Source organism: Thalassococcus arenae, from assembly GCF_019104745.1.
GTDB classification, from domain to species: domain Bacteria; phylum Pseudomonadota; class Alphaproteobacteria; order Rhodobacterales; family Rhodobacteraceae; genus Thalassococcus_B; species Thalassococcus_B arenae.
The window spans coordinates 69,707-92,091 of record NZ_JAHRWL010000002.1 but is presented as its reverse complement, the minus strand read 5'-3'; the positions used below and the strand labels follow the sequence as shown (position 1 = coordinate 92,091).

The 22,385-nt window shown below is 66.4% G+C and carries 20 protein-coding genes and 1 tRNA gene; 16 read left to right on the top strand and 5 right to left on the bottom strand.

Going from position 1 to position 22,385, the window contains the following annotated elements; translation table 11 throughout:
* Nucleotides 1-20 precede the first annotated feature (20 nt).
* A complete protein-coding gene (locus KUH32_RS11805; protein WP_217778620.1) occupies nucleotides 21-1,178 on the top strand; it encodes a sialidase family protein in 1,158 nt (385 codons plus the stop codon).
* A 63-nt stretch (nucleotides 1,179-1,241) separates the two neighbouring features.
* Here KUH32_RS11805 and KUH32_RS11800 read toward each other — a convergent pair whose 3' ends face one another.
* Nucleotides 1,242-1,802, bottom strand: a complete 561-nt coding sequence (locus KUH32_RS11800; protein WP_217778618.1) for a hypothetical protein — start codon at nucleotides 1,800-1,802, stop codon at nucleotides 1,242-1,244.
* Between the two features lie 216 nt (nucleotides 1,803-2,018).
* Between KUH32_RS11800 and KUH32_RS11795 the strand changes: the two genes are divergently transcribed.
* Nucleotides 2,019-3,311: an O-acetylhomoserine aminocarboxypropyltransferase/cysteine synthase family protein gene (locus tag KUH32_RS11795; protein WP_217778615.1), complete on the top strand. Its 1,293-nt coding sequence runs from the start codon at nucleotides 2,019-2,021 to the stop codon at nucleotides 3,309-3,311.
* A gap of 57 nt (nucleotides 3,312-3,368) precedes the next feature.
* Here the strand turns inward: KUH32_RS11795 and KUH32_RS11790 are convergent, their stop codons facing one another.
* Nucleotides 3,369-4,079 carry an SIMPL domain-containing protein gene (locus tag KUH32_RS11790; protein ID WP_254899157.1) on the bottom strand — a complete coding sequence of 237 codons (711 nt, stop codon included), beginning with the start codon at nucleotides 4,077-4,079 and terminating at the stop codon, nucleotides 3,369-3,371.
* A 168-nt stretch (nucleotides 4,080-4,247) separates the two neighbouring features.
* On the opposite strand from KUH32_RS11790, the gene KUH32_RS11785 reads away from it, so the two are divergent.
* A complete protein-coding gene (locus KUH32_RS11785; RefSeq protein ID WP_217778613.1) occupies nucleotides 4,248-6,956 on the top strand; it encodes a hypothetical protein in 2,709 nt (902 codons plus the stop codon).
* Nucleotides 6,957-7,070: 114 nt separating this feature from the next.
* On the opposite strand, the gene hppD is transcribed toward KUH32_RS11785, so the two are convergent.
* Nucleotides 7,071-8,180, bottom strand: coding sequence for a 4-hydroxyphenylpyruvate dioxygenase (gene hppD / locus KUH32_RS11780; RefSeq protein ID WP_217778611.1), 1,110 nt, complete (start codon nucleotides 8,178-8,180; stop codon nucleotides 7,071-7,073).
* A 133-nt stretch (nucleotides 8,181-8,313) separates the two neighbouring features.
* Between hppD and KUH32_RS11775 the strand changes: the two genes are divergently transcribed.
* Complete coding sequence (locus KUH32_RS11775) at nucleotides 8,314-8,775, top strand: Lrp/AsnC family transcriptional regulator (RefSeq protein ID WP_217778608.1); 462 nt, start codon at nucleotides 8,314-8,316, stop codon at nucleotides 8,773-8,775.
* An 80-nt stretch (nucleotides 8,776-8,855) separates the two neighbouring features.
* On the opposite strand, the gene KUH32_RS11770 is transcribed toward KUH32_RS11775, so the two are convergent.
* Nucleotides 8,856-11,210: an ATP-dependent helicase gene (locus KUH32_RS11770; RefSeq protein WP_217778606.1), complete on the bottom strand. Its 2,355-nt coding sequence runs from the start codon at nucleotides 11,208-11,210 to the stop codon at nucleotides 8,856-8,858.
* Nucleotides 11,211-11,355: 145 nt separating this feature from the next.
* Here KUH32_RS11770 and KUH32_RS11765 point away from each other — a divergent pair, with 145 nt between their 5' ends.
* From KUH32_RS11765 to KUH32_RS11710, 12 genes are all read left to right on the top strand, one after another.
* The gene (locus KUH32_RS11765) at nucleotides 11,356-12,510 is read left to right on the top strand and encodes an alpha-hydroxy acid oxidase (protein ID WP_217778604.1); all 1,155 of its coding nucleotides are present in this window, start codon (nucleotides 11,356-11,358) and stop codon (nucleotides 12,508-12,510) included.
* Nucleotides 12,511-12,638: 128 nt separating this feature from the next.
* Nucleotides 12,639-16,097: a pyruvate carboxylase gene (locus KUH32_RS11760; RefSeq protein ID WP_217778601.1), complete on the top strand. Its 3,459-nt coding sequence runs from the start codon at nucleotides 12,639-12,641 to the stop codon at nucleotides 16,095-16,097.
* Nucleotides 16,098-16,713: 616 nt separating this feature from the next.
* Entirely contained in the window at nucleotides 16,714-17,139 is a 426-nt protein-coding gene (locus tag KUH32_RS11755) for a VOC family protein (RefSeq protein ID WP_348541137.1), read from the top strand.
* Between the two features lie 55 nt (nucleotides 17,140-17,194).
* Nucleotides 17,195-17,923, top strand: coding sequence for a helix-turn-helix transcriptional regulator (locus KUH32_RS11750; RefSeq protein ID WP_217778592.1), 729 nt, complete (start codon nucleotides 17,195-17,197; stop codon nucleotides 17,921-17,923).
* 132 nt (nucleotides 17,924-18,055) lie between these two features.
* Nucleotides 18,056-18,571: an SH3 domain-containing protein gene (locus KUH32_RS11745; protein WP_217778590.1), complete on the top strand. Its 516-nt coding sequence runs from the start codon at nucleotides 18,056-18,058 to the stop codon at nucleotides 18,569-18,571.
* 98 nt (nucleotides 18,572-18,669) lie between these two features.
* Nucleotides 18,670-18,744, top strand: a tRNA-Gly gene (locus KUH32_RS11740).
* A 223-nt stretch (nucleotides 18,745-18,967) separates the two neighbouring features.
* Nucleotides 18,968-19,129 carry a hypothetical protein gene (locus KUH32_RS11735; protein WP_217778588.1) on the top strand — a complete coding sequence of 54 codons (162 nt, stop codon included), beginning with the start codon at nucleotides 18,968-18,970 and terminating at the stop codon, nucleotides 19,127-19,129.
* Nucleotides 19,130-19,164: 35 nt separating this feature from the next.
* Nucleotides 19,165-19,284 carry a hemin uptake protein HemP gene (gene hemP, locus KUH32_RS11730; protein WP_348541136.1) on the top strand — a complete coding sequence of 40 codons (120 nt, stop codon included), beginning with the start codon at nucleotides 19,165-19,167 and terminating at the stop codon, nucleotides 19,282-19,284.
* Complete coding sequence (locus KUH32_RS11725; RefSeq protein ID WP_217778586.1) at nucleotides 19,281-19,757, top strand: hypothetical protein; 477 nt, start codon at nucleotides 19,281-19,283, stop codon at nucleotides 19,755-19,757. The genes hemP and KUH32_RS11725 overlap by 4 nt, the downstream gene beginning before the upstream one ends.
* A gap of 137 nt (nucleotides 19,758-19,894) precedes the next feature.
* The gene (hisB, locus tag KUH32_RS11720) at nucleotides 19,895-20,482 is read left to right on the top strand and encodes an imidazoleglycerol-phosphate dehydratase HisB (protein ID WP_217778584.1); all 588 of its coding nucleotides are present in this window, start codon (nucleotides 19,895-19,897) and stop codon (nucleotides 20,480-20,482) included.
* A 102-nt stretch (nucleotides 20,483-20,584) separates the two neighbouring features.
* Nucleotides 20,585-21,220: an imidazole glycerol phosphate synthase subunit HisH gene (hisH, locus tag KUH32_RS11715; protein ID WP_217778582.1), complete on the top strand. Its 636-nt coding sequence runs from the start codon at nucleotides 20,585-20,587 to the stop codon at nucleotides 21,218-21,220.
* Nucleotides 21,217-21,885 (top strand): Dph6-related ATP pyrophosphatase, encoded by a 669-nt coding sequence (locus tag KUH32_RS11710; protein ID WP_348541112.1) that lies wholly within the window; start codon nucleotides 21,217-21,219, stop codon nucleotides 21,883-21,885. The genes hisH and KUH32_RS11710 overlap by 4 nt, the downstream gene beginning before the upstream one ends.
* 33 nt (nucleotides 21,886-21,918) lie before the next feature.
* On the opposite strand, the gene KUH32_RS11705 is transcribed toward KUH32_RS11710, so the two are convergent.
* The gene (locus KUH32_RS11705; protein WP_217778580.1) at nucleotides 21,919-22,308 is read right to left on the bottom strand and encodes a DUF2147 domain-containing protein; all 390 of its coding nucleotides are present in this window, start codon (nucleotides 22,306-22,308) and stop codon (nucleotides 21,919-21,921) included.
* Nucleotides 22,309-22,385: the final 77 nt, after the last annotated feature.

Genomic DNA, 22,385 nt, shown 5'->3' with positions numbered 1-22,385 from the left:
ACGCGATGAAAGGATGCGCCATGCCCCAGCCCGTCACCGTGCTTGCCGGCACCACCAAGGGCCTGTTCCTGCTGACCGCTGATGGCGATCGCGCTGATTGGCAGGTCAGCGGACCGCATTGCGACGCGGCGATCAACCACGCCATCGGCGATCCCGGCAACGGCACGATCTGGGCTGCGGGAGGCGACGAATGGTCGGGCGCCGCGGTCTGGCGCAGCGGCGATGGCGGCGCGACCTGGCAGTTGTCGGCCTTTACCAACGGCCAGCGCGACGACTGGATCAAGGCCGAGCCCGAGGTCGCCGCGCAGCTTGGCATGACCGCCTCGCCGCCCGCCCCTTTCACCGGCGAACTCGATGCGCTGTGGTCGCTGGGGCTGTCGGACGGCGCGCTTTATGCCGGCGCCAAGCCGGCCAACCTGTTCGTGAGCCGCGACGGTGGCGCCACCTGGGAACGCAACGCCGCGCTGGCGGATTTTCCCGGACGCGACGATTGGAACCCCGGCGCCGCGGGGCTGACGCTGCACACCATCGTCGCCAACCCCGACGAACCCGGCCGGATGTGGCTGGGCGTTTCTGCGGCAGGCGTCTTTGCCACGGAAGATGGCGGCGCGACCTGGGATCGGCGCAACCGGCTGTCGAACGCCGAGGCCTGCGCCCATCACAACCACCCCGCCGGGCCGCGCGACGGCGAAACCGGGCATTGCGTGCACAACATCGTGCGGGCGAAGGGGGGCGAAGACCTGCTCTACCAGCAAAACCATCATGGCGTGTGGCGATCCCGCGATGGCGGCCGCAGTTGGGACGACATCACCGAGGGTCTGCCGTCGACCTTCGGCTTTCCCATCGCGGTGCATCCCGACGACCCGCAGACGATCTGGGTGCTGCCGCTGAACGGCGACAGCCAGGGCCGCTTTCCGCCCGATGCCTCGGCCGCGGTCTGGCGGTCGCGCGATGGCGGCGACAGCTGGGAACGCCTGGGCAACGGGTTGCCCGAAAGGAATTGCTACTTCACGGTCCTGCGCCAAGCCATGGCCACGGACCGGTCGGACCGGCCCGGCCTGTATTTCGGCACCAATTCGGGATCGGTTTTCGCCAGCTTCGACGACGGCGACAGCTGGTCGGAAATCGCCCGCCACCTGCCCACCGTATTGTGCGTGGAAACGCTGGTTCGGCACTAGCGGACACCGGCAACGGAAAGGGCCGGGCGATGCGCCCGGCCCCGCATTGCCGTTTGCCCGAGGTCAGCCCTGCTTGGTCAGCAGCGTGTAGGACGAGATGATTTCGTCGGCGACCTGCGCGCGGGCGACGGTGCCCTTGTCGGTGCGCATGCCCCGGGCGCCGACCGTCTTGCGGATCAGCCGGCCCAGCTGCTGGTTCAGTGCCTTCTGGGCGCTGCGATTGTCACCGACGGCGGTCTTGTACAACGCCATGAAAGCGTCGTCCTGAGACGCGGTCTTCATCACGGTCAGTACGAAATGCTCGTCGAACTTGCCATCGGCGTCCAGCGCCTGCGCGAACCCGATTGTCTGGTCGATCACGGCGCGCTTGGCGCTGAGCCGTTCGGCCAGTTCGTCGCCCTCGGGCGCGCTGACCACGACGTGGGTTTCCAGCACCTTCTGCAGGTAATGGCCCAGGTCCAGGCCGTCCTCGCGCGCCAGTTGCGTCAGTCGGGCGCGCACCTTGGGCGGCAGGCTGAAGGCGACGTTGGATGCCTTGGCCAGACGCATGGCCCGCTTTTCGCGGGCGGCCTTTGCGCTGTCCTTGGTTTCGGTGTTTTCCGTGGTTTTGCTTGTGGTTGCCATGCTCGGCTCCTTTGCCTCAACATACTCTGTGTATATGTTGATCGGAATTCGGTCAACATACTTTCTTTGTATGGTGAAAACCGTGTTCCCGGTTGTGCGCATTGCCCGGAGCGTCGTTCTGCCAAAACCGGCTTCGGCGTGAAAATCGCCTTTCCGACTTGGCAGCGGACGGGGGCCGTGCCATCCCTGCCGCCATGCAATTTCGGGGAGAAACCCATGACCGACGGACCCAGCTACGGCTTTGACACGCTCCAGATTCACGCCGGCGCCCGGCCAGACCCGGCCACCGGCGCGCGGCAGACGCCGATCTACCAGACCACGGCCTTTGTGTTCCGCGATGCCGAACACGCCGCGGCGCTCTTCAATCTGCAGGAGGTCGGCTACATCTATTCGCGCCTGACCAACCCCACCGTGTCGGTGCTGCAGGAACGCATCGCGACGCTCGAAGGCGGGGTCGGCGCGGTGTGCTGTTCGTCCGGCCATGCCGCGCAGATCATGGCGCTGTTCCCGCTGATGGGACCGGGAAAGAACGTCGTGGTCTCGACCCGGCTTTACGGCGGCACGGTCACCCAGTTCAGCCATACCATCAAGCGTTTCGGCTGGTCCGCCACCTTCGTCGATTTCGACGATCTGGACGCTGTCAAGGCGGCGATCGACGACAACACCCGCGCGGTGTTCTGCGAATCCATCGCCAATCCGGGCGGCTACATCACCGATCTGCCCGCCATCGCCAAGATCGCCGATGCCGCAGGCATCCCGCTGATCGTCGACAACACGTCGGCCACGCCGTATTTGTGCCGCCCGATCGAACACGGCGCGACGCTGGTCGTGCATTCGCTGACCAAGTACCTGACCGGCAACGGCACCGTTACCGGCGGCGCGGTGGTCGACAGCGGCAAGTTCGACTGGTCCGCCAACGACAAGTTCCCGTCATTGGCGGCGCCCGAACCGGCCTATCACGGTCTGAAGTTCCACGAGACCTTCGGCCCGCTGGCCTTCACCTTCCACGGCATCGCCGTGGGCCTGCGCGATCTTGGCATGACGCTGAACCCGCAAGCGGCGCACTACACCTTGCTGGGCACCGAAACGCTGAGCCTGCGGATGCAGAAGCACGTGGAAAACGCGATGGAAGTCGCGACCTGGCTGGAAAAACACCCGGCCGTCGAGGCCGTCACCTATGCCGGGCTGCCCTCGTCGCCCTACAACAAGCGGGTCAAGTCGATCTGCCCCAAGGGCGCCGGCGCGCTCTTCACCGTGGCGCTCAAGGGCGGCTACAACGCCTGTATCAAGCTGGTCGACTCGCTGGAGATCTTCAGCCATGTCGCGAACCTGGGCGATGCGCGCAGCCTGGTCATCCACTCGGCCTCGACCACGCACCGGCAGCTGACCAAGGAACAGCAGGTCGCTGCGGGTGCGGCACCGAACGTGGTGCGCTTCTCGATCGGGATCGAGGACGCCGCCGACCTGATCGCCGATCTGGACCAGGCCTTGGCGCGCGCCTCGGCCTGATCGAATGCAGACAAAACGGAAAAGCCGGCCCTGCGCCGGCTTTTTCGACCCGCCGGCTCAGTTCCCGAGCGCAAAGACCATCATCACGCTGGCGGAAAACGTCGCTTCGCCCGCTGCGACGGGCACCGCATCGGCGCCGCGGGCCATGCTCATCATTTCGGGAAAGGGACCGGTCTGGCCGCCGCCTTCGGTCAACGACAGCACGGGCCCCAGCGTCACTCCGGCGGCCTCGGCGAAAAGCTCGGCCTTGGCGCGCGCATCGGCCACCGCATCGCGGCGCGCGGCATCCAGCACCGGCCGCGGATCCTGTACGCCAAAGCTCAGCCCGTCGAGCTGGTTGGCGCCGTCGTCCAGCACCGCCGACAGCACATCACCCAGGTCGTCCAGGTTGCGCACGCGCACGGTCAGCCGGTTATAGGCCTGGAAACCCACGATATCGCGGCCCCCTTCGTCATTTTGACGGTTGCCGTAGATCGGACCGAGCGACAGGTCGGATGTCTGGCGGTCGGCGGCGGCAATGCCGAACGCGTCGAGCCGTGCCAGGATCGCGTCGACCACTGCCGAAACCTGCTGCATCGCCGCGTCCGCGGCATCCGCCTGCGCGGTCATGCCCAGCGTCACGGTCGCCATGTCGGGTGCGGCAAAGGCCTCGCCCTGCCCGGTCACCGTCAGGCGCGCCGACTCGTCGGATTGCGCCATGGCGGGCGTCACCAGCGCCAGCGACACCAGCATCGCGGCCAATCCAAGAAACAAACGAAAACCGGGCATCTCCATTCCTCCGGATCAGGGCCATCGCTGACGGCAATGTGACCGTGCACGGCCTTTGAAACAAGGCCCGTGTCGGCGCATTTCTTTTCCTCGGCAACACCTTGCTGTAACATGCCGACCGGCGTCAAAGGACTCCCTGTCCCCCGGACGCAATGCTAAAGACGCTCCATGGTACCGAATTTCGCGCTGTCACTGTCATCGGAAGGAATCACTCTGCTGCGCCGGGCGGGGGACGTCTGGCTGCGGGGCGAAACCGTCGCGCTGGACACCGACGATCTGGATACCGCCCTTGGCGACCTGCGCGACCGCGCCCTGACCCAGGACGACACCGCGCGCGAAGTGCTTCTGTTGTTGCCGAACGAGCAGATCCGCTATCTCGACTTTGCCGACCCGGGCGGCGACCGCGCCAGCCGCGATGCCGCGCTGCGCCGGGAACTGGACGGCGCCACTCCCTACCCGATCGATGCACTGCGCTACGACTGGTCGTTGGCCGGCGATCGCATCCGGGCTGCCGCCGTGGCTCTGGAAACGCTCGACGAGGCAGAAGGCTTTGCCCGCGCCCACGGCTTCGTGCCGGTCGGTTTTTCGACGCTGGCGCCCAGGGATGCGTTCGTGGGCGCGGTCGATTTCGGCAAGGCCAAGTCGTGGGACGGGCCGGCGCCCGAACGGATGGACGAATTCGTTGTGCAGGACGCCACCGAAATCGCCGTGTCCGCGTTTCTCGACGCCGGACAGGACGACGCATCCGAGGCCGATGCAGACCGCCCCGAACCGATCGGCACGCCCGAAGACGCGGTTCTGGCCCGGGCCCCCCTCGACAAGCCGGTCACGCGGCCGGATCCCACTCCCGACCCGGCCCCCGTGCCCGAAACCAGTCATGCGACGGTGTCGCCCGACCCGGCAGACGCTGCGGAGCAGCCGGCAGCGGGCAATCCGACCGTGCCGGTTTCGTCGCTGGCCACCGTCGCAGGACGCGTGTCGTCCAACGCTGTCAAGAACGCGGCGCAGGACGGGCCTGCCGACGATCCGGACGCGGAACCGACGGCCGCCGCCCCGAAAGAGCCCGGACCGTCCTTCAGTTCGATCCGGGCCGTGCGAACGGCCGAACCCTCGGCAAAGGCACCGCGCCTTTCTGTCACCGCTGAACCGCCATTACCGAGTAGATCACGCATTACCCCGGTTGCCTCTCCCGACCAGGCGCTGCGCGAGGCCGGAATCTCGGCCCCCGGCCTGGCGACCGACCCCGACACCGCGCCCGATGCGCAGGCGTCGCGAAACGGGTTCTTTTCGCGGCGTCCCAAGCCCCCAGCCCGGACAGAGCCGCCGAAAACTCCGCCGCCGGCACCGAAACCGGCGGCCAGGCCCGCAGCACCGGTGCCTGCGGCCACGACCGCACCTGCCAATCCGCCCAAGCCACCACGGTCGCTAGCCAGCCTCGGCAAGTCCACCGCACCCGCGGCAAGCGACGAGGCCGCGCCGACCGGCGCGCGCAGCCTCGCCGCGCTGCGCAAATCCGCTCGCGCCCCCGAAGGATCGAGCGCGGCGGCCGCAGCTTTGGCGGACGAACGCCGCCGCATGACGATCTTCGGCGCGCGCGAAGAACCAAAGATCGGTGGCAAGCCCCGGTTCCTCGGCCTGATGCTGACGACCGCCCTGCTGCTGTTCCTGCTTGGCGTCGCCGCCTGGGCCGCGGTCTTCGTCGATGAAGGCCTGGCGCGGTTTTTCGGCAGCGGCCAGGACCGCGCGATCGTCCAGGCGCCCGTATCCGAAACGGCACCTGCCATGGCCGAACCCGCTGAACCGGTCACCAACGACGAAGGGCAAGACGTCCAGATCGCCGCCCTTCAGGACGCCGACACGTCCGACACAGCGCCAGCTGCGCTGAGCCCGGTGCGTCAACCCTATGCGATGACACCCGAACAGGCAGAGGCGACCTATGCCGCCACCGGCATCTGGCCCCGCGCGCCCACCGCGCCGCTGGACTTGCAGCAGGACCAGGTCGAGGACATCTACATCGCTTCTATCGATCCCGCGGTCGGCCAGTTCGACGCCGTCGCCCTGCCCGATCCGCGGCTTTTGGCGCAGATCCCCGCGCCCGCCGATCCGGGCCTGCCACCAGCCGCCGGTTTGCGTTTCGATTTCGACGATCGCGGCCTTGTCCGGGCCACCGCGACCGGTGCGATGACGCCCGATGGCGTCCGCGTCTTCACCGGCCGCCCGCCCGTCATTCCGCCTTTGCGCACCGCGTCGGCCTCGGCCCAGGCGCCGCTGGCGCTGCCAGACGCTCCGGCCCAGGCCAGCGCCGCGCTGGCCGCCTTCCGCCCGCGGCTGCGCCCCGACACCGTGGTCGAAGACCGTGAACGCGCGCTGCTGGGCGGCGTGTCGCGCGCAGAATTGGCGCGGATGCGTCCGGTCATGCGTCCGCGCACCGCTCAGGAAGATGCGACTGCCGCCGAACCCGACGAACCGGCCACGGCTCTGGCAGTGCGCGCCTCGCTCAACCCGTTGAAACGCCCCAACAACATGGCGGCGATTGTCCAGCGCGCCGAGCGCGTGACACCGCAGGCCGAGGCCGAGCCGGTGCGCACCGCCGCGGCGGTCGCGCCGCGCACGGTCACGCCCACTGCGCCGTCCCCATCCTCGGTCGCGCAGCAAGCCACGATGCGCAACGCGATCAATCTCAACCGGGTCAACCTGATCGGGGTTTTCGGCAAACCGTCCAGCCGCCGCGCCTTGGTGCGGCTGCCCAGCGGCCGTTACCAGAAGGTCAAGGTGGGCGACGCGATCGATGGCGGCCGGGTTGCCACGATCGACGATGACGAACTGCGCTACACCAAGGGTGGCCGCACCATCGTCCTGAAGATGCCCCGCAGCTGATCCCGCACCGCCGCGGCGCCGCGCAGGGGCGTGCGGAGTCCCGACGCGCTTGCAGACCCACGGGGGCGATCCGTCGCCACGCGCAGCGGCGATTTCATGGCCGATGGATCTGGATCAGGCCGCCGGTTTCGTCGCGCCGGGGATCTCGCCATTGGCGATCTGTTCGGCTTCGATGGATTCGAAAAGCGCCTTGAAGTTGCCCTCGCCGAAACCGTCATCGCCCTTGCGCTGGATGAACTCGAAAAAGATCGGACCGATCACGGTCTTGGAAAAGATCTGCAGCAGGATCCGGGTTTCGCCGCCATCCACCACGCCTTCGCCATCGATCAGGATTCCGTGCTTCTTCATCCGGTCAACGGGTTCCTCATGGCCGCGCACCCGGTCAAAGCTCTGGTCGTAGTAGGTGTCGGGCGGGCCCGGCATGAACCGGATGCCATTCGCGGCAATGGCATCGGTCGCGTCGTAGATGTCGCGCGCGCCAACAGCGATGTGCTGGATGCCCTCGCCCTTGTATTTTTTCAGATAGGCCACGATCTGCCCGGTTTCGCCCCGGTCCTCGTTGATCGGAATGCGGATGCGCCCGCAGGGCGACGTCAGCGCGCGGCTGAACAGCCCGGTGAACTTGCCCTCGATGTCGAAGAACCGGATTTCACGGAAATTGAACAGCCGTCCGTAGAACCCGAACCAGGTATCCATGTTGCCCTTGAACACGTTGTGGGTCAGGTGATCGAGATAGTAAAAGCCCACGCCGCGCGGCTTGCTCTGCTCGATCCAGGTGAATTCGGCGTTGTAGGGAGAGGTGTCGTAATACTGATCGGTGAAATAGATCAGGCTGCCGCCGATCCCCTTGATCGCCGGCCAGTCCACGGTTTTGTCAGCGCTTTCATAGGGTTCTGCACCGTTCTTCACGGCATGGTCAAAGGCATGTTGCGCATCGACGACACGCCAGGCCATCGAAGGCGCGCACGGCCCGTGTTCGGCGACGAACCGCGCGGCAAAGCTGTTCGGCTCGGCGTTCAGCACATAGGTGATGTCGCCCTGCTGCCATAGCTCGATCGCCTTGGACTTGTGGTTGGCGACGTGGACATAACCCATTTTCGCGAACAGATCGCGCAATTCCTGCGGATCGGGATGGGCGAATTCCACGAACTCGAAACCGTCGGTGCCGGCCGGATTGTCGACGGTGATCTTGGCTTGCGGGGCGTCGTGCGGGAAAGGGCCCATTGCGTCTCTCCTGTTGAATGATTTACCCCAAGTATATCTTTACCCACGCGCGAAGAGCGCGCATTCTTGACGCAGTTCAGCGCACATGCGGGCGATATCCGCAAGATGAGTGGTAAACGTGCACGAAAAACGCATGAAATTCGACAAAGCCGATATCGCGCTGCTGGAAACGCTGCAACGGGATGGCCAGGCCACCGCACAGACCCTGGGCGAGGCGTTGAACCTGTCGCCCAGCCAGGCCGGGCGCCGGCGGCAACGTCTGGAAGAGGCCGGCGTCATACGCGGCTACACCGCGCGCCTCGATGCCGAAAGACTGGGCCTCGACGTGCAGGCCTTTGTCCAGGTGCAACTGGCGCGCCACGGCGCGGCGGAAGGCGCCAGTTTCACGCGCCTCCTGGCGACCCGACCCGAGATCACCTCGGCCTGGACCATGACCGGCGAAGCCGACTACCTGCTGCGGGTGTTCTGCGCCGACCTTCCGGCACTCAACCGGCTCATCCATGAGGTGCTGTTGGCCCATCCGGTCGTGGCCCGCGTGCACAGCCAGATCGTGCTGGGCCAGACCAAGCCGGACGCGCCCCTGCCGGTGGCCTAGCGTCCGGGCCGCTCGATAGCGCGAACGGGGGCGCCCGGAATGGCAAAGCTGTGGGTTGCGCGCGCCGGAAAGCGCGCGGCCTAGAACGGAATGTCGTCGGCGGCGTGGATGAATCGCGCCACCACCTTTTTCGTGCCGGCCTTGTCGAACTCGATCTCGAGCTTGTCGCCTTCGATGCCGACGATCCCGCCATAGCCGAACTTCTGGTGGAACACCCGGTCGCCCACGGCAAAGGCCGATACCGCCTCGAGATCGATCACGGTATTGCGCGACTCGCGCGGCTGGCTGACAGGGCGGTCCGCGGCCCGCGCCTGCAGGCGTTTCCAGCCCGGTGAATTGTAGACATTCGCCTCGGCCGCACGGGCTTCCAGCCCCGACCCGGCCCCGAGCGCCATGCCCGCCGCGCCGTAGCCGCCGCCATACAGGCCCGGCGGCGTAAGCACCTCGACATGCTCCTCGGGCAACTCGTCGATGAACCGCGACGGCAGCGACGACTGCCATTGGCCGAAAACCCGCCGGTTCGAGGCAAACGAAACCGTGCAGACCTCCTCGGCCCGGGTGATGCCGACATAGGCCAGCCGGCGCTCCTCTTCGAGCCCCTTGACGCCCGACTCATCCATCGACCGCTGCGACGGGAACAGGCCGTCTTCCCAGCCCGGCAGGAACACGGCCGGAAATTCCAGCCCCTTGGCGGCGTGCAGCGTCATGATCGACACCTTGGCGCCGCCATCGTCGCTGTCATTGTCCATCACCAGGCTGACATGTTCCAGGAACCCTTGCAGATTCTCGAAGCCTTCCAAGGCCTTGACCAGTTCCTTGAGGTTCTCCAGCCGCCCCGGCGCCTCGGGTGTCTTGTCGTTCTGCCACATCGCGGTATAGCCGCTCTCGTCCAGGACGATCTCGGCCAGTTCCATGTGCGACAGATCCTTGTCGCCGGTCATCCGGCCCCAACGCGCCACACCATCCAGCAGGGCTTGCAGTTCCATCGCGCCCTTGCCGCCCAACCCCTTGAGGTCCAGCAGGATCTGCGCCCCCTCGATCAGGCTGACGCCGTGTTCACGCGCGGTCATCTGGATCTTCTGTTGCGCCTTGTCGCCCAGGCCGCGCTTGGGCGTATTGACGATACGTTCGAAGGCCAGGTCATCCTCGGGGCTGACCACCAGGCGGAAATAGGCCATCGCGTCGCGGATCTCCATCCGCTCGTAGAACCGCGGCCCGCCGATCACGCGATAGGGCAGACCGATGGTCAGGAACCGGTCCTCGAAGGCGCGCATCTGGTGGCTGGCGCGCACCAGGATCGCCATCTCGTCCAGCGAAAACGCCCGCAGGCCCCGCGTGCCGCGCTGCATCGCCTCGATTTCCTCGCCGACCCAGCGGGCCTCCTCCTCGCCGTCCCAATGGCCGATCAGGCGCACCTTCTCGCCGCCCTCGGCCTCGGTCCACAATTCCTTGCCCAGCCGCGAGGCATTGCCGCGGATCACGCCGGACGCGGCGGCCAGGATATGCGCGGTCGAGCGGTAATTCTGTTCCAGCCGGACCACATGGGCGCCGGGAAAGTCCTGCTCGAAGCGCAGGATGTTGCCCACCTCTGCGCCGCGCCAGCCATAGATCGACTGGTCGTCGTCGCCGACGCAGCAGATGTTCTTGTGCCCGCCCGCCAGCAGCCGCAGCCACAGGTACTGGGCGACGTTGGTGTCCTGGTATTCGTCCACGAGGATATAGCGGAACCAGCGGCGGTATTGATCCAGCACATCCGCATGGGTCTGAAAGATCGTGACCATGTGCAGCAGCAGATCGCCGAAATCCACCGCGTTCAGCTCGCGCAACCGCACCTGGTACTGCGCATACAACTCCGGTCCCCGGTGATTGTAGGCCCCGGCATCGGCGGCGGGTACCTTGTCGGGCGTCAGCGCGCGGTTCTTCCAGCCGTCGATGATGCTGGCCAGCTGCCGCGCAGGCCAGCGCTTGTCGTCGATCCCCGCCGCGCTCACCAGCTGCTTGAGCAACCGCAGCTGGTCGTCGGTATCCAAAATGGTGAAATTGGACTTCAGATCCACCAGCTCGGCATGACGGCGCAGCAGTTTCACGCAGATCGCGTGGAAAGTGCCCAGCCACGGCATCCCCTCCACCGTCTGACCCAGCAGGCCCGAGACCCGCATCTTCATCTCGCGCGCCGCCTTGTTGGTGAAGGTGACCGCCAGGATCTCGTTCGGCCGCGCCCGGCCGGTGTTCAGCAGATGCACGATGCGCGTGGTCAGCGCCTTGGTCTTGCCGGTGCCCGCACCGGCCAGCATCAGCACCGGCCCGTCCAGCCGCTCCACGGCTTCGCGCTGCGCCGGGTTCAACCCGTCGAGATAAGGCGCCGGTCGCGCCGCCACCGCGCGCGCCGCCAGCGAAGCGCCCTCGAAGGCGTCGATATCGTCGAAACTGCTCATGGAGCAAACCTAGCGCGGTCGGCCCGCAAGATAAAGACAATGTTCCCGACCTGTTCTTCTTCTCTTTGAAAAATACGCTGACCCGCCACCGGCCACCCCGCGCCGCGTCTGGACAAGCGCGCGACCGCCGGCACAAATGCCGTGCATGGATCTCGACCTGACCTACCCGGCCGTCTCGGACCTGCGTGCGCGCGCCCGCCGGCGCATCCCGCATTTCGCCTTCGAATATCTCGACAGCGGCACCGGTACCGAGCTGCAGGTCGCGCGCAATCGCCAGGCGCTGGACGATGTGCTGTTCCTGCCAGACATCCTGCCGGGCCGGGTCGCGCCGGATTTCACCACGCGTTTCATGGGCACCGACTATGCCCGTCCCTTCGGCATCGCACCGCTGGGCATGTCCGGGCTGATGTGGCCCGGCGCCGAGGCGATCCTGGCGCGCTTCGCGCAAGCCGCGCGCATCCCCTACGCGATCTCCACCGTCGCCACCCGGCTGCCCGAGGAGATCGGACCGCTTTCCGGAGACATGGGCTGGTTCCAGCTCTATTGCCCGGCCGACGCGGGGATCCGCCGCGACATGCTGCGCCGCGCCCGCGACAGCGGCTTCACCAAGCTGATCCTGACCGTCGACGTGCCCGACGACAGCCGCCGCGAACGCCAGCGCCGGGCCAAGCTGACCCTGCCGCCGAAAATCACGCCGAGGGTGATCTGGGAAATCCTGACCCATCCGCGCTGGTCGCTGGGCACGCTGAAGGTCGGTCAGCCGCGCCTCCGACTGCCCGAAAGCTACCTTGACCGGGTCGAATCCCTGTCGTCGCTCGCCCATGCCGGCCACATCATCCGCGGCGCCCCGGACTGGGACACGCTGAAGGCGTTGCGCAGCGAATGGGATCGCGATTTCCTCGTCAAGGGCGTGATGTGCCCCGACGCCGCCAAACGGCTGGTCAGCGAAGGGGTCGATGCGATCTGGGTGTCGAACCATTCCGGGCGGCAATTCGAACCCGGCCCGGCGGCGATCACCCAGCTTCCCATGATCCGCGACGCCGTCGGCCCGGACATGCCGCTGCTTTTCGACAGCGGGGTCAGTTCCGGCATGGACGTTCTGCGTGCCCTCGCGCTCGGCGCGAATTTCGTCATGCTTGGCCGGGCCTGGCATTACGCTGTCGCCGCGCTCGGCGATGCCGGTCCGGCGCATCTGATGCACATCCTGACCGACGACATGCAGCTCAACATGGCCCAGATCGGCACGCACGCCCTCTCCGATCTGCCGCGCCGCCTGATCCGGCAGGCGTCAAATTCCTGAAAGGAATTTGCAAATCCCTTGCAAGGGATTTGCTCGCACCCCGCCGATACCCAGTTCTACGAGTTGTGACGCCGGTGCGAATGCCCTAGACCTCGGCCAACCCTTTCGTAAGGTCAGGAACCCTGCCCATGCCCGATTTCCAGAAAATCCTTGTTGCCAACCGGGGCGAGATCGCCATCCGCATCATGCGCGCCGCCAACGAGATGGGTAAGAAAACCGTCGCGGTCTATGCCGAAGAGGACAAGCTGGGCCTGCACCGGTTCAAGGCCGACGAGGCCTATCGCATCGGCGAGGGGCTGGGCCCGGTCCAGGCCTATTTGTCGATCCCCGAGATCATCCGCGTCGCCAAGGCCAGCGGTGCCGACGCGATCCATCCCGGTTATGGCCTGCTGTCGGAAAACCCCGAACTGGTCGACGCCTGCGACGCCAACGGCATCACCTTCATCGGCCCAAGGGCGGAAACCATGCGCGCGCTCGGCGACAAGGCCTCGGCCCGGCGTGTCGCCATCGCCGCCGGCGTGCCTGTCATTCCCGCCACCGAGGTGCTGGGCGACGACATGGCCGCGATCCGCAGGGAAGCGGCCGAAATCGGCTATCCGCTGATGCTCAAGGCGTCCTGGGGCGGCGGCGGCCGTGGCATGCGGCCGATCCTGTCCGAAGACGAGGTCGAGGAAAAGGTGCTCGAAGGCCGGCGCGAGGCCGAAGCCGCCTTCGGCAACGGCGAAGGCTACCTGGAAAAGATGATCACCCGCGCCCGCCATGTCGAGGTGCAGATCCTCGGCGACAAGCACGGGCAGATCTATCACCTCTACGAACGCGACTGCTCGGTCCAGCGCCGCAACCAGAAGGTCGTCGAACGCGCCCCCGCCCCTTATCTCTCCGAAGCGCAGCGCGAAGAGCTGTGCGAACTGGGCCGCAAGATCTGCGCCCATGTGAACTACGAATGCGCCGGCACGGTCGAATTCCTGATGGATATGGAAACCGGCAAGTTCTACTTCATCGAGGTCAACCCGCGCGTCCAGGTCGAACACACCGTGACCGAAGAGGTCACCGGCATCGACATCGTGCAGGCGCAGATCCTGATCGCCGAGGGCAAATCGCTGGCCGAGGCCACCGGCAAGGCGTCGCAATACGACATCCGCCTGAACGGCCACGCGCTGCAGACCCGCGTCACCACCGAAGACCCGCAGAACAACTTCATCCCCGATTACGGCCGCATCACGGCCTATCGGTCGGCCACAGGCATGGGCATCCGGCTCGACGGCGGCACGGCCTATGCCGGCGGCGTGGTCACGCGATTCTACGATTCTCTTCTGACCAAGGTCACCGCCTGGGCGCCGACGCCGGAAAAGGCGATCCGCCGGATGGACCGCGCCCTGCGCGAATTCCGTATCCGGGGCGTCAGCACCAATATCGATTTCGTCATCAACCTACTGCGGCACCCCACCTTCCTGACCAACCAGTACACGACGAAATTCATCGACGAGACGCCCGAGCTGTTCGATTTCAAGCCGCGCCGCGACCGCGGCACCAAGGTGCTGACCTATATCGCCGACATCACGGTGAACGGGCACCCCGAGGTGCAGGGCCGACCGCGCCCGGCCGAAGACCTGAAACCGGCCCGCCCGCCGAAGCCGCGCGTCGAACAACCGGCTTTCGGCACCAAGAACCTGCTGGACAGCAAGGGGCCGAAAGCCCTGGTCGACTGGATCAACGACCAGACCCAGGTCCTGGTCACCGACACCACGATGCGCGACGGGCACCAGTCGCTGCTGGCCACGCGGATGCGCTCGCTCGACATGATCAAGGTGGCGCCGGCCTATGCCGCCAACCTGCCGCAGCTGTTTTCCGTCGAATGCTGGGGCGGCGCCACCTTCGACGTGGCCTACCGGTTCCTGCAGGAATGCCCCTGGCAGCGCCTGCGCGACCTGCGCGCCGCGATGCCCAACCTGATGACCCAGATGCTGCTGCGCGGCGCCAACGGTGTGGGCTATACCAACTATCCCGACAACGTCGTTCAGGCGTTCGTCAAACAGGCGGCCGAAACCGGTGTCGACGTGTTCCGCGTCTTCGACAGCCTCAACTGGGTCGAGAACATGCGCGTCGCGATGGATGCGGTTCTGGAAACCGACCGCGTCCTGGAAGGCACGATCTGCTATACCGGAGACATCCTCGACCCTGCCCGCGCCAAGTACGACCTGAAATACTACGTCACCATGGGCAAGCAGCTGCGCGACGCCGGTTCGCACCTCCTTGGCCTCAAGGACATGGCCGGGCTGCTCAAACCGTCCGCCGCGGCAGCGCTCATCAAGGCGCTGAAGGAAGAGGTCGGCCTGCCCGTGCATTTCCACACCCACGACACGTCCGGCGCGGCCATCGCCACGATCATGGAAGCGCAGCGCGCCGGGGTCGACATCGTCGATGCGGCGATGGACGCGCTGTCCGGCAACACCTCGCAACCCACGCTTGGGTCGGTGGTCGAGGCGCTGCGCCACACCAAGCGCGACACCGGCCTGGATATCGGCGCGATCCGCGAGATCTCGAACTATTGGGAAGCGGTGCGCGGCCAGTACGCGGCTTTCGAATCCGGCATGCAGGCGCCTGCCTCCGAGGTCTACCTGCACGAAATGCCGGGCGGCCAGTTCACCAACCTCAAGGCGCAGGCGCGGTCGATGGGCCTGGAGGAACGCTGGCACGAGGTCGCCCAGACCTATGCCGATGTGAACGCCATGTTCGGCGATATCGTCAAGGTCACACCGTCGTCCAAGGTGGTGGGCGACATGGCGCTGATGATGGTCAGCCAGAACCTGACCCGCGCCCAGGTCGAAGATCCCGACACCGAGGTCAGCTTTCCCGACAGCGTCATCGGCATGATGCGCGGCGATCTGGGACAGCCCCCGGGGGGCTTTCCCGAAACCATCGTCAAGAAGGTGCTGAAGGGCGAGAAACCCAATACCGAACGCCCCGGCAAACACCTGCCCCCCGCCGATCTCGAAGCCGCCCGCGCCGAGATCGCCAAGGTCCTGGGGATCGACATCGACGACGAGGACCTGAACGGCTATCTGATGTATCCCAAGGTCTTCACCGATTACATGCAGCGCCATGCGATCTATGGCCCGGTGCGCACCCTGCCGACGCGGACGTTCTTTTACGGGATGGAACCGGGCGAAGAGATCAGCGCCGAGATCGATCCGGGCAAGACGCTGGAGATCCGCCTGCAAGCCATCGGCGACACCGGCGATGACGGCCAGGTCAAGGTGTTCTTTGAACTCAACGGGCAGCCCCGCACCATCCGCGTGCCCGACCGCAAGGCCAAGGCCGTCGCCGCCGCCCGCCCCAAGGCCGAAACCGGCAATGCCAACCATGTCGGCGCGCCGATGCCGGGCGTGGTCGCCTCGGTCGCGGTCACGCCGGGCGCCAAGGTCAAGGAAGGCGACCTGCTGCTGACCATCGAGGCGATGAAGATGGAAACCGGCCTGCACGCCGACCGCGACGCGGTGATCAAGGCGGTGCACGTTTCGCCCGGGGCGCAGATCGACGCCAAGGATTTGCTGGTGCAGTTTGAGCAGCCCGACCCTTACCCCTGAGCTGGCCCAGCGTCTTTGGGACGATTTCGGCGCGTCGCATTACCAGCGTTTTCGCAGCTGGTACGAACGCGGCGCCGCGACACCGTCCCTGCTAACCTGCCCTGACTGTTTTGCAACGTTTTGTTCTGAATATTCGGTGTCGCGGACGATCAAACGGGACAATCAAAAAACGGTTCAAATCGAACTCTGTCGTTTGTTTCTTGAATCGCATTTGTGCGATCCCAAAGAGTTGGACAGTCCGGCAAAGGCACTCGCGCCGTTTTGCAATGGCGTTCCCAATTCACTCGTTTCGAAGGTCGCGGCATTTCTCCATCCGGAAAGCGTGCTTCCTTTTGACCGCTTTGCCCACGCAGGCCTGCGAAGTTTGATGAGTAAACGGCTTGAGAACAACGAGGGCATCTTGAAAGGGTATGCTCACGGTTGGGTACAGCTGCGAGCAACCGTGCGGGAGGCCGCGTGTCAGGTCTGGGATGGTCTTGATGCAGCGTCTCGCCCGAACCGAGAAGTCCTCACGATGCGATTGCTGGATTTATGGCTGATGGCCGAAGGCAATCGGTTCAACCTCGATTTTCACTATATAACTGGCAGAAAAACTGTCAAAATTCCCAAGCAATCGATCTGCGAAACGCATCTACTCCCACTAGCGAAGTATTTCCAAAAGACCCAACGCCTCGCCCTCGTCGCCATCCTCGTTCCCGACTACGCCGCCGGCCTCGCCTTCTATGTCGACACGCTGGGCTTCTCGTTGATTGAAGACACCGACCAGGGAGGCGGCAAACGCTGGGTAGTCGTCCGCCCCGGCGCGGGCGCAACCGACATCCTGCTGGCCCGCGCCGTGGGCGACCAGCGCGCCGCGATCGGCAACCAGGGCGGCGGGCGGGTGTGGCTGTTCGTCGAAACCGACGATTTCGCCCGCGACCACACCGCCTGGAAAGCCGCGGGCGTGCATTTCGAGGAGACCCCACGCCACGAATCCTATGGCACGGTCGCGGTCTTCCGCGATCCCTTCGGCAACCGTCTGGACCTGATCCAATACCGCTGAGCGGCCTCCGGTATTCCTGACTGGCGCCGATCTGCCCCGGCGTCAGGATGGGGTCATGGTGCATCGCGATCCCTTGTTGCCACCCCATTTTTCGGACCTGCTGCCGTTTGCCCTGGTCCGGGCGCTGACCCTGTTCGACGCCGCGGCGACGATCGACGCGGTCTGGACCGCGCTGATCGGGCTGGGGCAGGATTCCGGGCTGCCTCTGGTGGACTACTGGCATTGGAATCCCGCGCCGCCACGGCTGATCCGCAGCACCCATCCCGCCAAGGCGCCACAGCGCGGGGATCGCCTTGCGGCCGCGCACACCGGCGACACCGGTGCTTTGCTGCCCGGGATCACCACGGCCTTGCCCGGCTTCGACGCGGCGGTCGTGGTTCCGGTGCGCGATCTGTCACCCTGCCGGCAGGCACTGGTGATCTTCGGCGGCGCGTCGGCGCCGGATGCTGCCGGGTCGGTCCTGAAACGCCACGGCTGGGCGCTGCAGGCCGGCGCGCAAGCGGCCCATCTGCGCCATCTCGCCTTGACTCACGCGGCGTTCCTGACCCACGCCCGGCTGACGCAAAAACACAAGGACGTGCTGCAGCTGATCGCGCGCGGCATGATGGACAAGCAGATCGCGCATACGCTGGGCATCTCCTTCTCGGCCGTTCGCCAGCGGCTTGCCTCGGTGCAGCGGCGCACCGGGGCGCAGAGCCGCGCCGAACTGGCGGCGCTGGCGGTCCAGATGGGGTTATACGCCGATCCGTTCCCGTTCGGCGACGACAGCCAGGCGCCAGAGTGACATAGGCCCGGTCAAACGAACCGGGGGGCCGCGCCGCGTCGCGTGCGACTGGTACCGAAGCGCCGAGTTTCCCCGCAAACCGCCGCGTTGCGGTCGATATGGTCCTGCAAGACGAATGCCGAAGGACCAAAGATGCGCCTGCTGACCATGACCGCCACCACTGTGTTGGGACTCCTGCTCGTGCTGGGCTTTGCCGGCGATGACGGCGCGACCACGCAATTCGCGGCCGCACCGGAAGTTGTCAGGCTGGAGTCGCGACCCGGGCCGGACGCCACCGTGACCCGGGCGGCGCAATCCGTCCTGGCCGGATCGATGCGGATGATCGAATCCGCGCCGCGGGCGAACCCCGCGCCGACGGTGGTTGCCGAATCTGCCCAACCGGCTCTTTGGACGGTCCAGACCGGTCCGGCGACGGCCCGAACCGCGGTCACGCCGGACGAAACGGCACGATTTGCGACCGTGACCGGCAACCGCGTGAACCTGCGCTCCGGGCCGGGCATCGCGTACGATTCGCTGGGAAAACTGCACCGCAGCGACCGGTTCCGCGTGCTATATGTGCGGGACGGCTGGGCGAAATTGGATACCGCCGCGTCGCTGGGCGATGCGGGCTGGATGACGGTGCAATTCCTGGCATTCGACGACGGCTGACGCCGCCACGCGGCCGGTCTGCGGATTTCCTCGACCGGCGCATTTTTGGCCTTGCACAGCGCGCCGCATCCTTTTACACGACATCCACCATTTGGCACGCGGGCGTAGCTCAGGGGTAGAGCATTACCTTGCCAAGGTAAGGGTCGTGAGTTCGAATCTCATCGCCCGCTCCAGATGGTCCTCCCGACAGACGAAACTCCAGGGCGGTGCGCCGCCGTCCCGGCTTGGCACTTCAAAGCCGCGCCGACAGGGTCGGCAGGGTCGGCACCCTGCCCCGATTTCCGATGGAAATCGTCAGGATTGACTTTTCCGATTCTTTCACTCAGGATTGTGCCGTCAGCCATCCGGGATCTACCGGACCAGCCAACGGATCTCAGGAACCGACAGGATATCGCGATGACCGACCGGCCGAAGCGGGCGCCGTCTCTGCGGGAAGCGCCCCTGGACCGCTGCGAGTTGATCTGCCGCGCCTTCGATTTCGGGGCCGGCCCGGCCCTGAGCATCGAAGCGATGCTGGACGCGCTCGAGGCCCGGAACTGGAGCCTGCGCCCGTGGTGACGCCCGCTTCCGCCAAGCAGTCCGATGCGGACGACATACCGATGCACGACGCCGCCGCGCTGACCGAAGGCGGGCCGGTCGCGCGCATCCGCCTGGGCCAGCAGACATATGTGCTGCGCATCACCCGGGCGGGCAAACTGATCCTGACCAAATGACCGCCGTCCGGACATCGCGGGGTGGCGTCGCTGTCGGTCTTGTCGCCGACATGGACCGCGTCGAAGCGCAGGCGGTGCATTGCCTGCGGCTCTGGCATGGCGGCCCGCCTGCCCAGGCCCGGGTCTGGAACGACTTCGCCACCGCGCTCGGACCCGCCGCGGGCCGTCGGGCCCTGAAAAGCGTCGAGACCATGTGTGGCCTCTGGAACCGCCATGCGCGTCGCCCGCCGGTCATCCGGCCGGCCGAATGCCCCTGTCTCGGGGCGGACGAGGCCTGTTTCGGGCATTGCGTCGCCGCCGCCAGCGACGGCGCCCATGACGATGCCCTGATCATCGCCTGCGCCATGGTTCGCGCCGATGTGGCGCCGCTGCTGGTGGGGCTGGCAGAAGAGCTCGGACTGGCCCTGCGCCGCGCCGCACTGGCCGCGCAGCCGCGCCCGCGGCCCCCCGGACACCGCGGCACGCTGCATTGACCCATGCCACGCTTCGGCGCCGCAACCGCCAGCCATCTGTTGTTTTTCCGCGCCGCGCCGGGCAGACCGTGCGACAGCGTCTTTCCCCGACCCGGCCCAGCCCCTATAAGGCGCGGGCAGATCAGGAGGATCCCGCGATGCGCAAGGCCAGCATCATCCGCAAGACCGCCGAGACGGAGATCTCGGTCGAGCTCGACCTGGACGGCACCGGCGCCTACGCAATGGCCACCGGCGTCGGTTTCTTCGATCACATGCTGGACCAGCTGGCCCGGCATTCGCTGATCGACATGGCGGTAACCTGCAAGGGCGACCTGCATATCGACGACCATCACAGCGTCGAGGATTGCGGCATCGCGCTCGGCCAGGCCCTGGCGCAGGCGCTTGGCGACAAGCGCGGCATCCGGCGCTACGGGTCGTGCCTGCTGCCGATGGACGACGCGCTGGTGCGCGCCGCACTGGACCTGTCGGGCCGCCCCTACCTGGTGTGGAACGTCGCGATGCCCACGGCCAAGATCGGCAATTTCGACACCGAACTGGTGCGCGAGTTCTTTCAGGCCTTCGCCACCCATGGCGGCATCACGCTGCATGTGGATGGGTTGCACGGGATCAACAGCCACCACATCGCCGAGGCCGCCTTCAAGGCGGTGGCGCGGGCGCTGCGCGAGGCGGTCGAGACCGATCCGCGCAAGGGCGACGCGGTGCCGTCGACCAAGGGCATGCTCTGAGCGGCAGATGTCGGAGCGAGGGGCCAGCCCGTCGCACCGCAGGTGCGCTGACCGACCAGACACTCCCCGGGATATTTTCGAACCAGAGAAAATCGGACCCTCATGCTGACGGCGATCATCGACTACGAAAGCGGCAACCTGCACTCGGCCGAGAAAGCGTTCCAGAAGATGGCGCGCGAGACCGGCGCGGGTGATGTCGTCGTGACCGACAAGGCCGAAACAGTGGCCCGCGCCGACCGCATCGTGCTGCCCGGTGACGGCGCCTTTCCGGCCTGCGCGCGGGCCTTGCGCGCCTCGGGCTGTTTCGACGCGATGGTCGAGGCGGTCGAGACCCGCGGCCGGCCTTTCCTGGGCATCTGCGTGGGCATGCAGCTGATGGCGCGGCGCGGTCACGAATACGAACCCTGCGAAGGCCTGGGCTGGATCGACGGCGAGGTCGAGCGCATCGCGCCCGCCGACCGGGCGCTGAAGGTCCCGCATATGGGCTGGAACGACCTGGTGATCGACCGCGCGCATCCGGTGCTGGACGGCGTGACCACCGGCGACCACGCCTATTTCGTGCATTCCTACCAGATGCGGCTGGCCGATCCCGGCCAGCGCATCGCGCATGTGGATTACGGCGGCGACGTGACCGCCATCGTCGCCGAGGGCACGAAGATCGGGCTGCAGTTCCACCCCGAGAAATCCGCCGCCACGGGTTTGCGGATGATCGCCAATTTCCTGGCCTGGCGGCCGTGACCGCACCGCGCGCGGCGCTGTCCTGGTCGTCGGGCAAGGATTGCGCCTGGGCGCTGCATGTCTGCCGCCGCGACGGGCTGGCGGATGTGGCGCTGCTGCTGACCACGGTGAACGCCGAATTCGATCGGGTGGCGATGCACGGCACGCGGCGCACGATCCTCGAGGCACAGGCCCGCGCGGCGGATCTGCCGCTGATGGCGGTCGATCTGCCCTGGCCCTGTTCGAACGCCGACTACGAGGCGCGCATGCACGGCGCCTGCCAGGCACTGCTGTCGCGGGGCATCACCCATATCGTGTTCGGCGACCTGTTCCTGGAAGACGTGCGCGCCTATCGCGAGGCGCAGCTGGAGGGCACCGGTCTGACCCCGCTCTTCCCGCTCTGGGGCCAGCCGACCGACGCGCTGGCCGAAGCGATGATGGGTGCCGGGCTGAAAGCCCGGGTCGTCACCTGCGATCCGGCCAAGGTACCGGCGGACGCTGCGGGCCGCGTGTGGGACAAGGCGCTGCTTGACGCCCTGCCGCCGGGCGTCGACCCCTGTGGCGAAAACGGCGAATTTCACACGGGCGTCTGGGACGGGCCGATGTTCCGACATCCCATCGCGCACCACATGGGCGAAACGGTCACCCGCGACGGCTTTGTCTATGCCGACATGATCCCGGCCTGACCCCCGGCCCGAGCCGGTCCGGTCACGCGCGGCTCAGTTCACCCGGGTCCAGGTCTGGCCGTCGCAGACCAGCGCCTTGCAGCCGGTCACCTTGAAGGTATTGCCCGACAAGGTCGCCTTGGCCTTTGCGGTCACGTCCAGCAGCGGGACATAGACCGTGCCGCCGTCGTACTTGCCGCCGCCCACCGGCTTGAGATCCCAGAACAGCTCCTTGCCGACATTCTTGGTGACCACCTCCTTGCCGGAAGGGTCGAACGCCCTGAGCACCTTGCCGCACAGCGCCGCGCCGCAGGCGCGCACCTGGATGTGGCTGGTCAGGTTTTTCCTGTCGGGTTCGGTTTTCCAGGTGCCGATGGCGGGATCACCGGCAAGCCCGGCGGTCGGAAACGCAACCAGCATGGCGACGCAAAGCAGCTTCTTCATGGCCGAACACTCCTGTGACACCATCGAGAGCACTCTAGAAATAGGAAACGGGCCGGCAATTTGCCAGCCCGCTGGAT

Bases quoted from the DNA above. Each gene is read 5' to 3' on its own strand.
- KUH32_RS11705 (WP_217778580.1), bottom strand. From the start codon at position 22,308: ATGAAGAAGCTGCTTTGCGTCGCCATGCTGGTTGCGTTTCCGACCGCC.
- KUH32_RS11800 (WP_217778618.1), bottom strand. From the start codon at position 1,802: ATGGCAACCACAAGCAAAACCACGGAAAACACCGAAACCAAGGACAGC.
- KUH32_RS11735 (WP_217778588.1), top strand. From the start codon at position 18,968: ATGACCGACCGGCCGAAGCGGGCGCCGTCTCTGCGGGAAGCGCCCCTG.
- KUH32_RS11725 (WP_217778586.1), top strand. From the start codon at position 19,281: ATGACCGCCGTCCGGACATCGCGGGGTGGCGTCGCTGTCGGTCTTGTC.
- KUH32_RS11795 (WP_217778615.1), top strand. From the start codon at position 2,019: ATGACCGACGGACCCAGCTACGGCTTTGACACGCTCCAGATTCACGCC.
- KUH32_RS11805 (WP_217778620.1), top strand. From the start codon at position 21: ATGCCCCAGCCCGTCACCGTGCTTGCCGGCACCACCAAGGGCCTGTTC.
- hisB (WP_217778584.1), top strand. From the start codon at position 19,895: ATGCGCAAGGCCAGCATCATCCGCAAGACCGCCGAGACGGAGATCTCG.
- KUH32_RS11750 (WP_217778592.1), top strand. From the start codon at position 17,195: ATGGTGCATCGCGATCCCTTGTTGCCACCCCATTTTTCGGACCTGCTG.
- KUH32_RS11775 (WP_217778608.1), top strand. From the start codon at position 8,314: ATGAAATTCGACAAAGCCGATATCGCGCTGCTGGAAACGCTGCAACGG.
- KUH32_RS11785 (WP_217778613.1), top strand. From the start codon at position 4,248: ATGGTACCGAATTTCGCGCTGTCACTGTCATCGGAAGGAATCACTCTG.
- KUH32_RS11790 (WP_254899157.1), bottom strand. From the start codon at position 4,079: ATGCCCGGTTTTCGTTTGTTTCTTGGATTGGCCGCGATGCTGGTGTCG.
- hisH (WP_217778582.1), top strand. From the start codon at position 20,585: ATGCTGACGGCGATCATCGACTACGAAAGCGGCAACCTGCACTCGGCC.
- hppD (WP_217778611.1), bottom strand. From the start codon at position 8,180: ATGGGCCCTTTCCCGCACGACGCCCCGCAAGCCAAGATCACCGTCGAC.
- KUH32_RS11745 (WP_217778590.1), top strand. From the start codon at position 18,056: ATGCGCCTGCTGACCATGACCGCCACCACTGTGTTGGGACTCCTGCTC.
- KUH32_RS11760 (WP_217778601.1), top strand. From the start codon at position 12,639: ATGCCCGATTTCCAGAAAATCCTTGTTGCCAACCGGGGCGAGATCGCC.
- KUH32_RS11765 (WP_217778604.1), top strand. From the start codon at position 11,356: ATGGATCTCGACCTGACCTACCCGGCCGTCTCGGACCTGCGTGCGCGC.
- KUH32_RS11770 (WP_217778606.1), bottom strand. From the start codon at position 11,210: ATGAGCAGTTTCGACGATATCGACGCCTTCGAGGGCGCTTCGCTGGCG.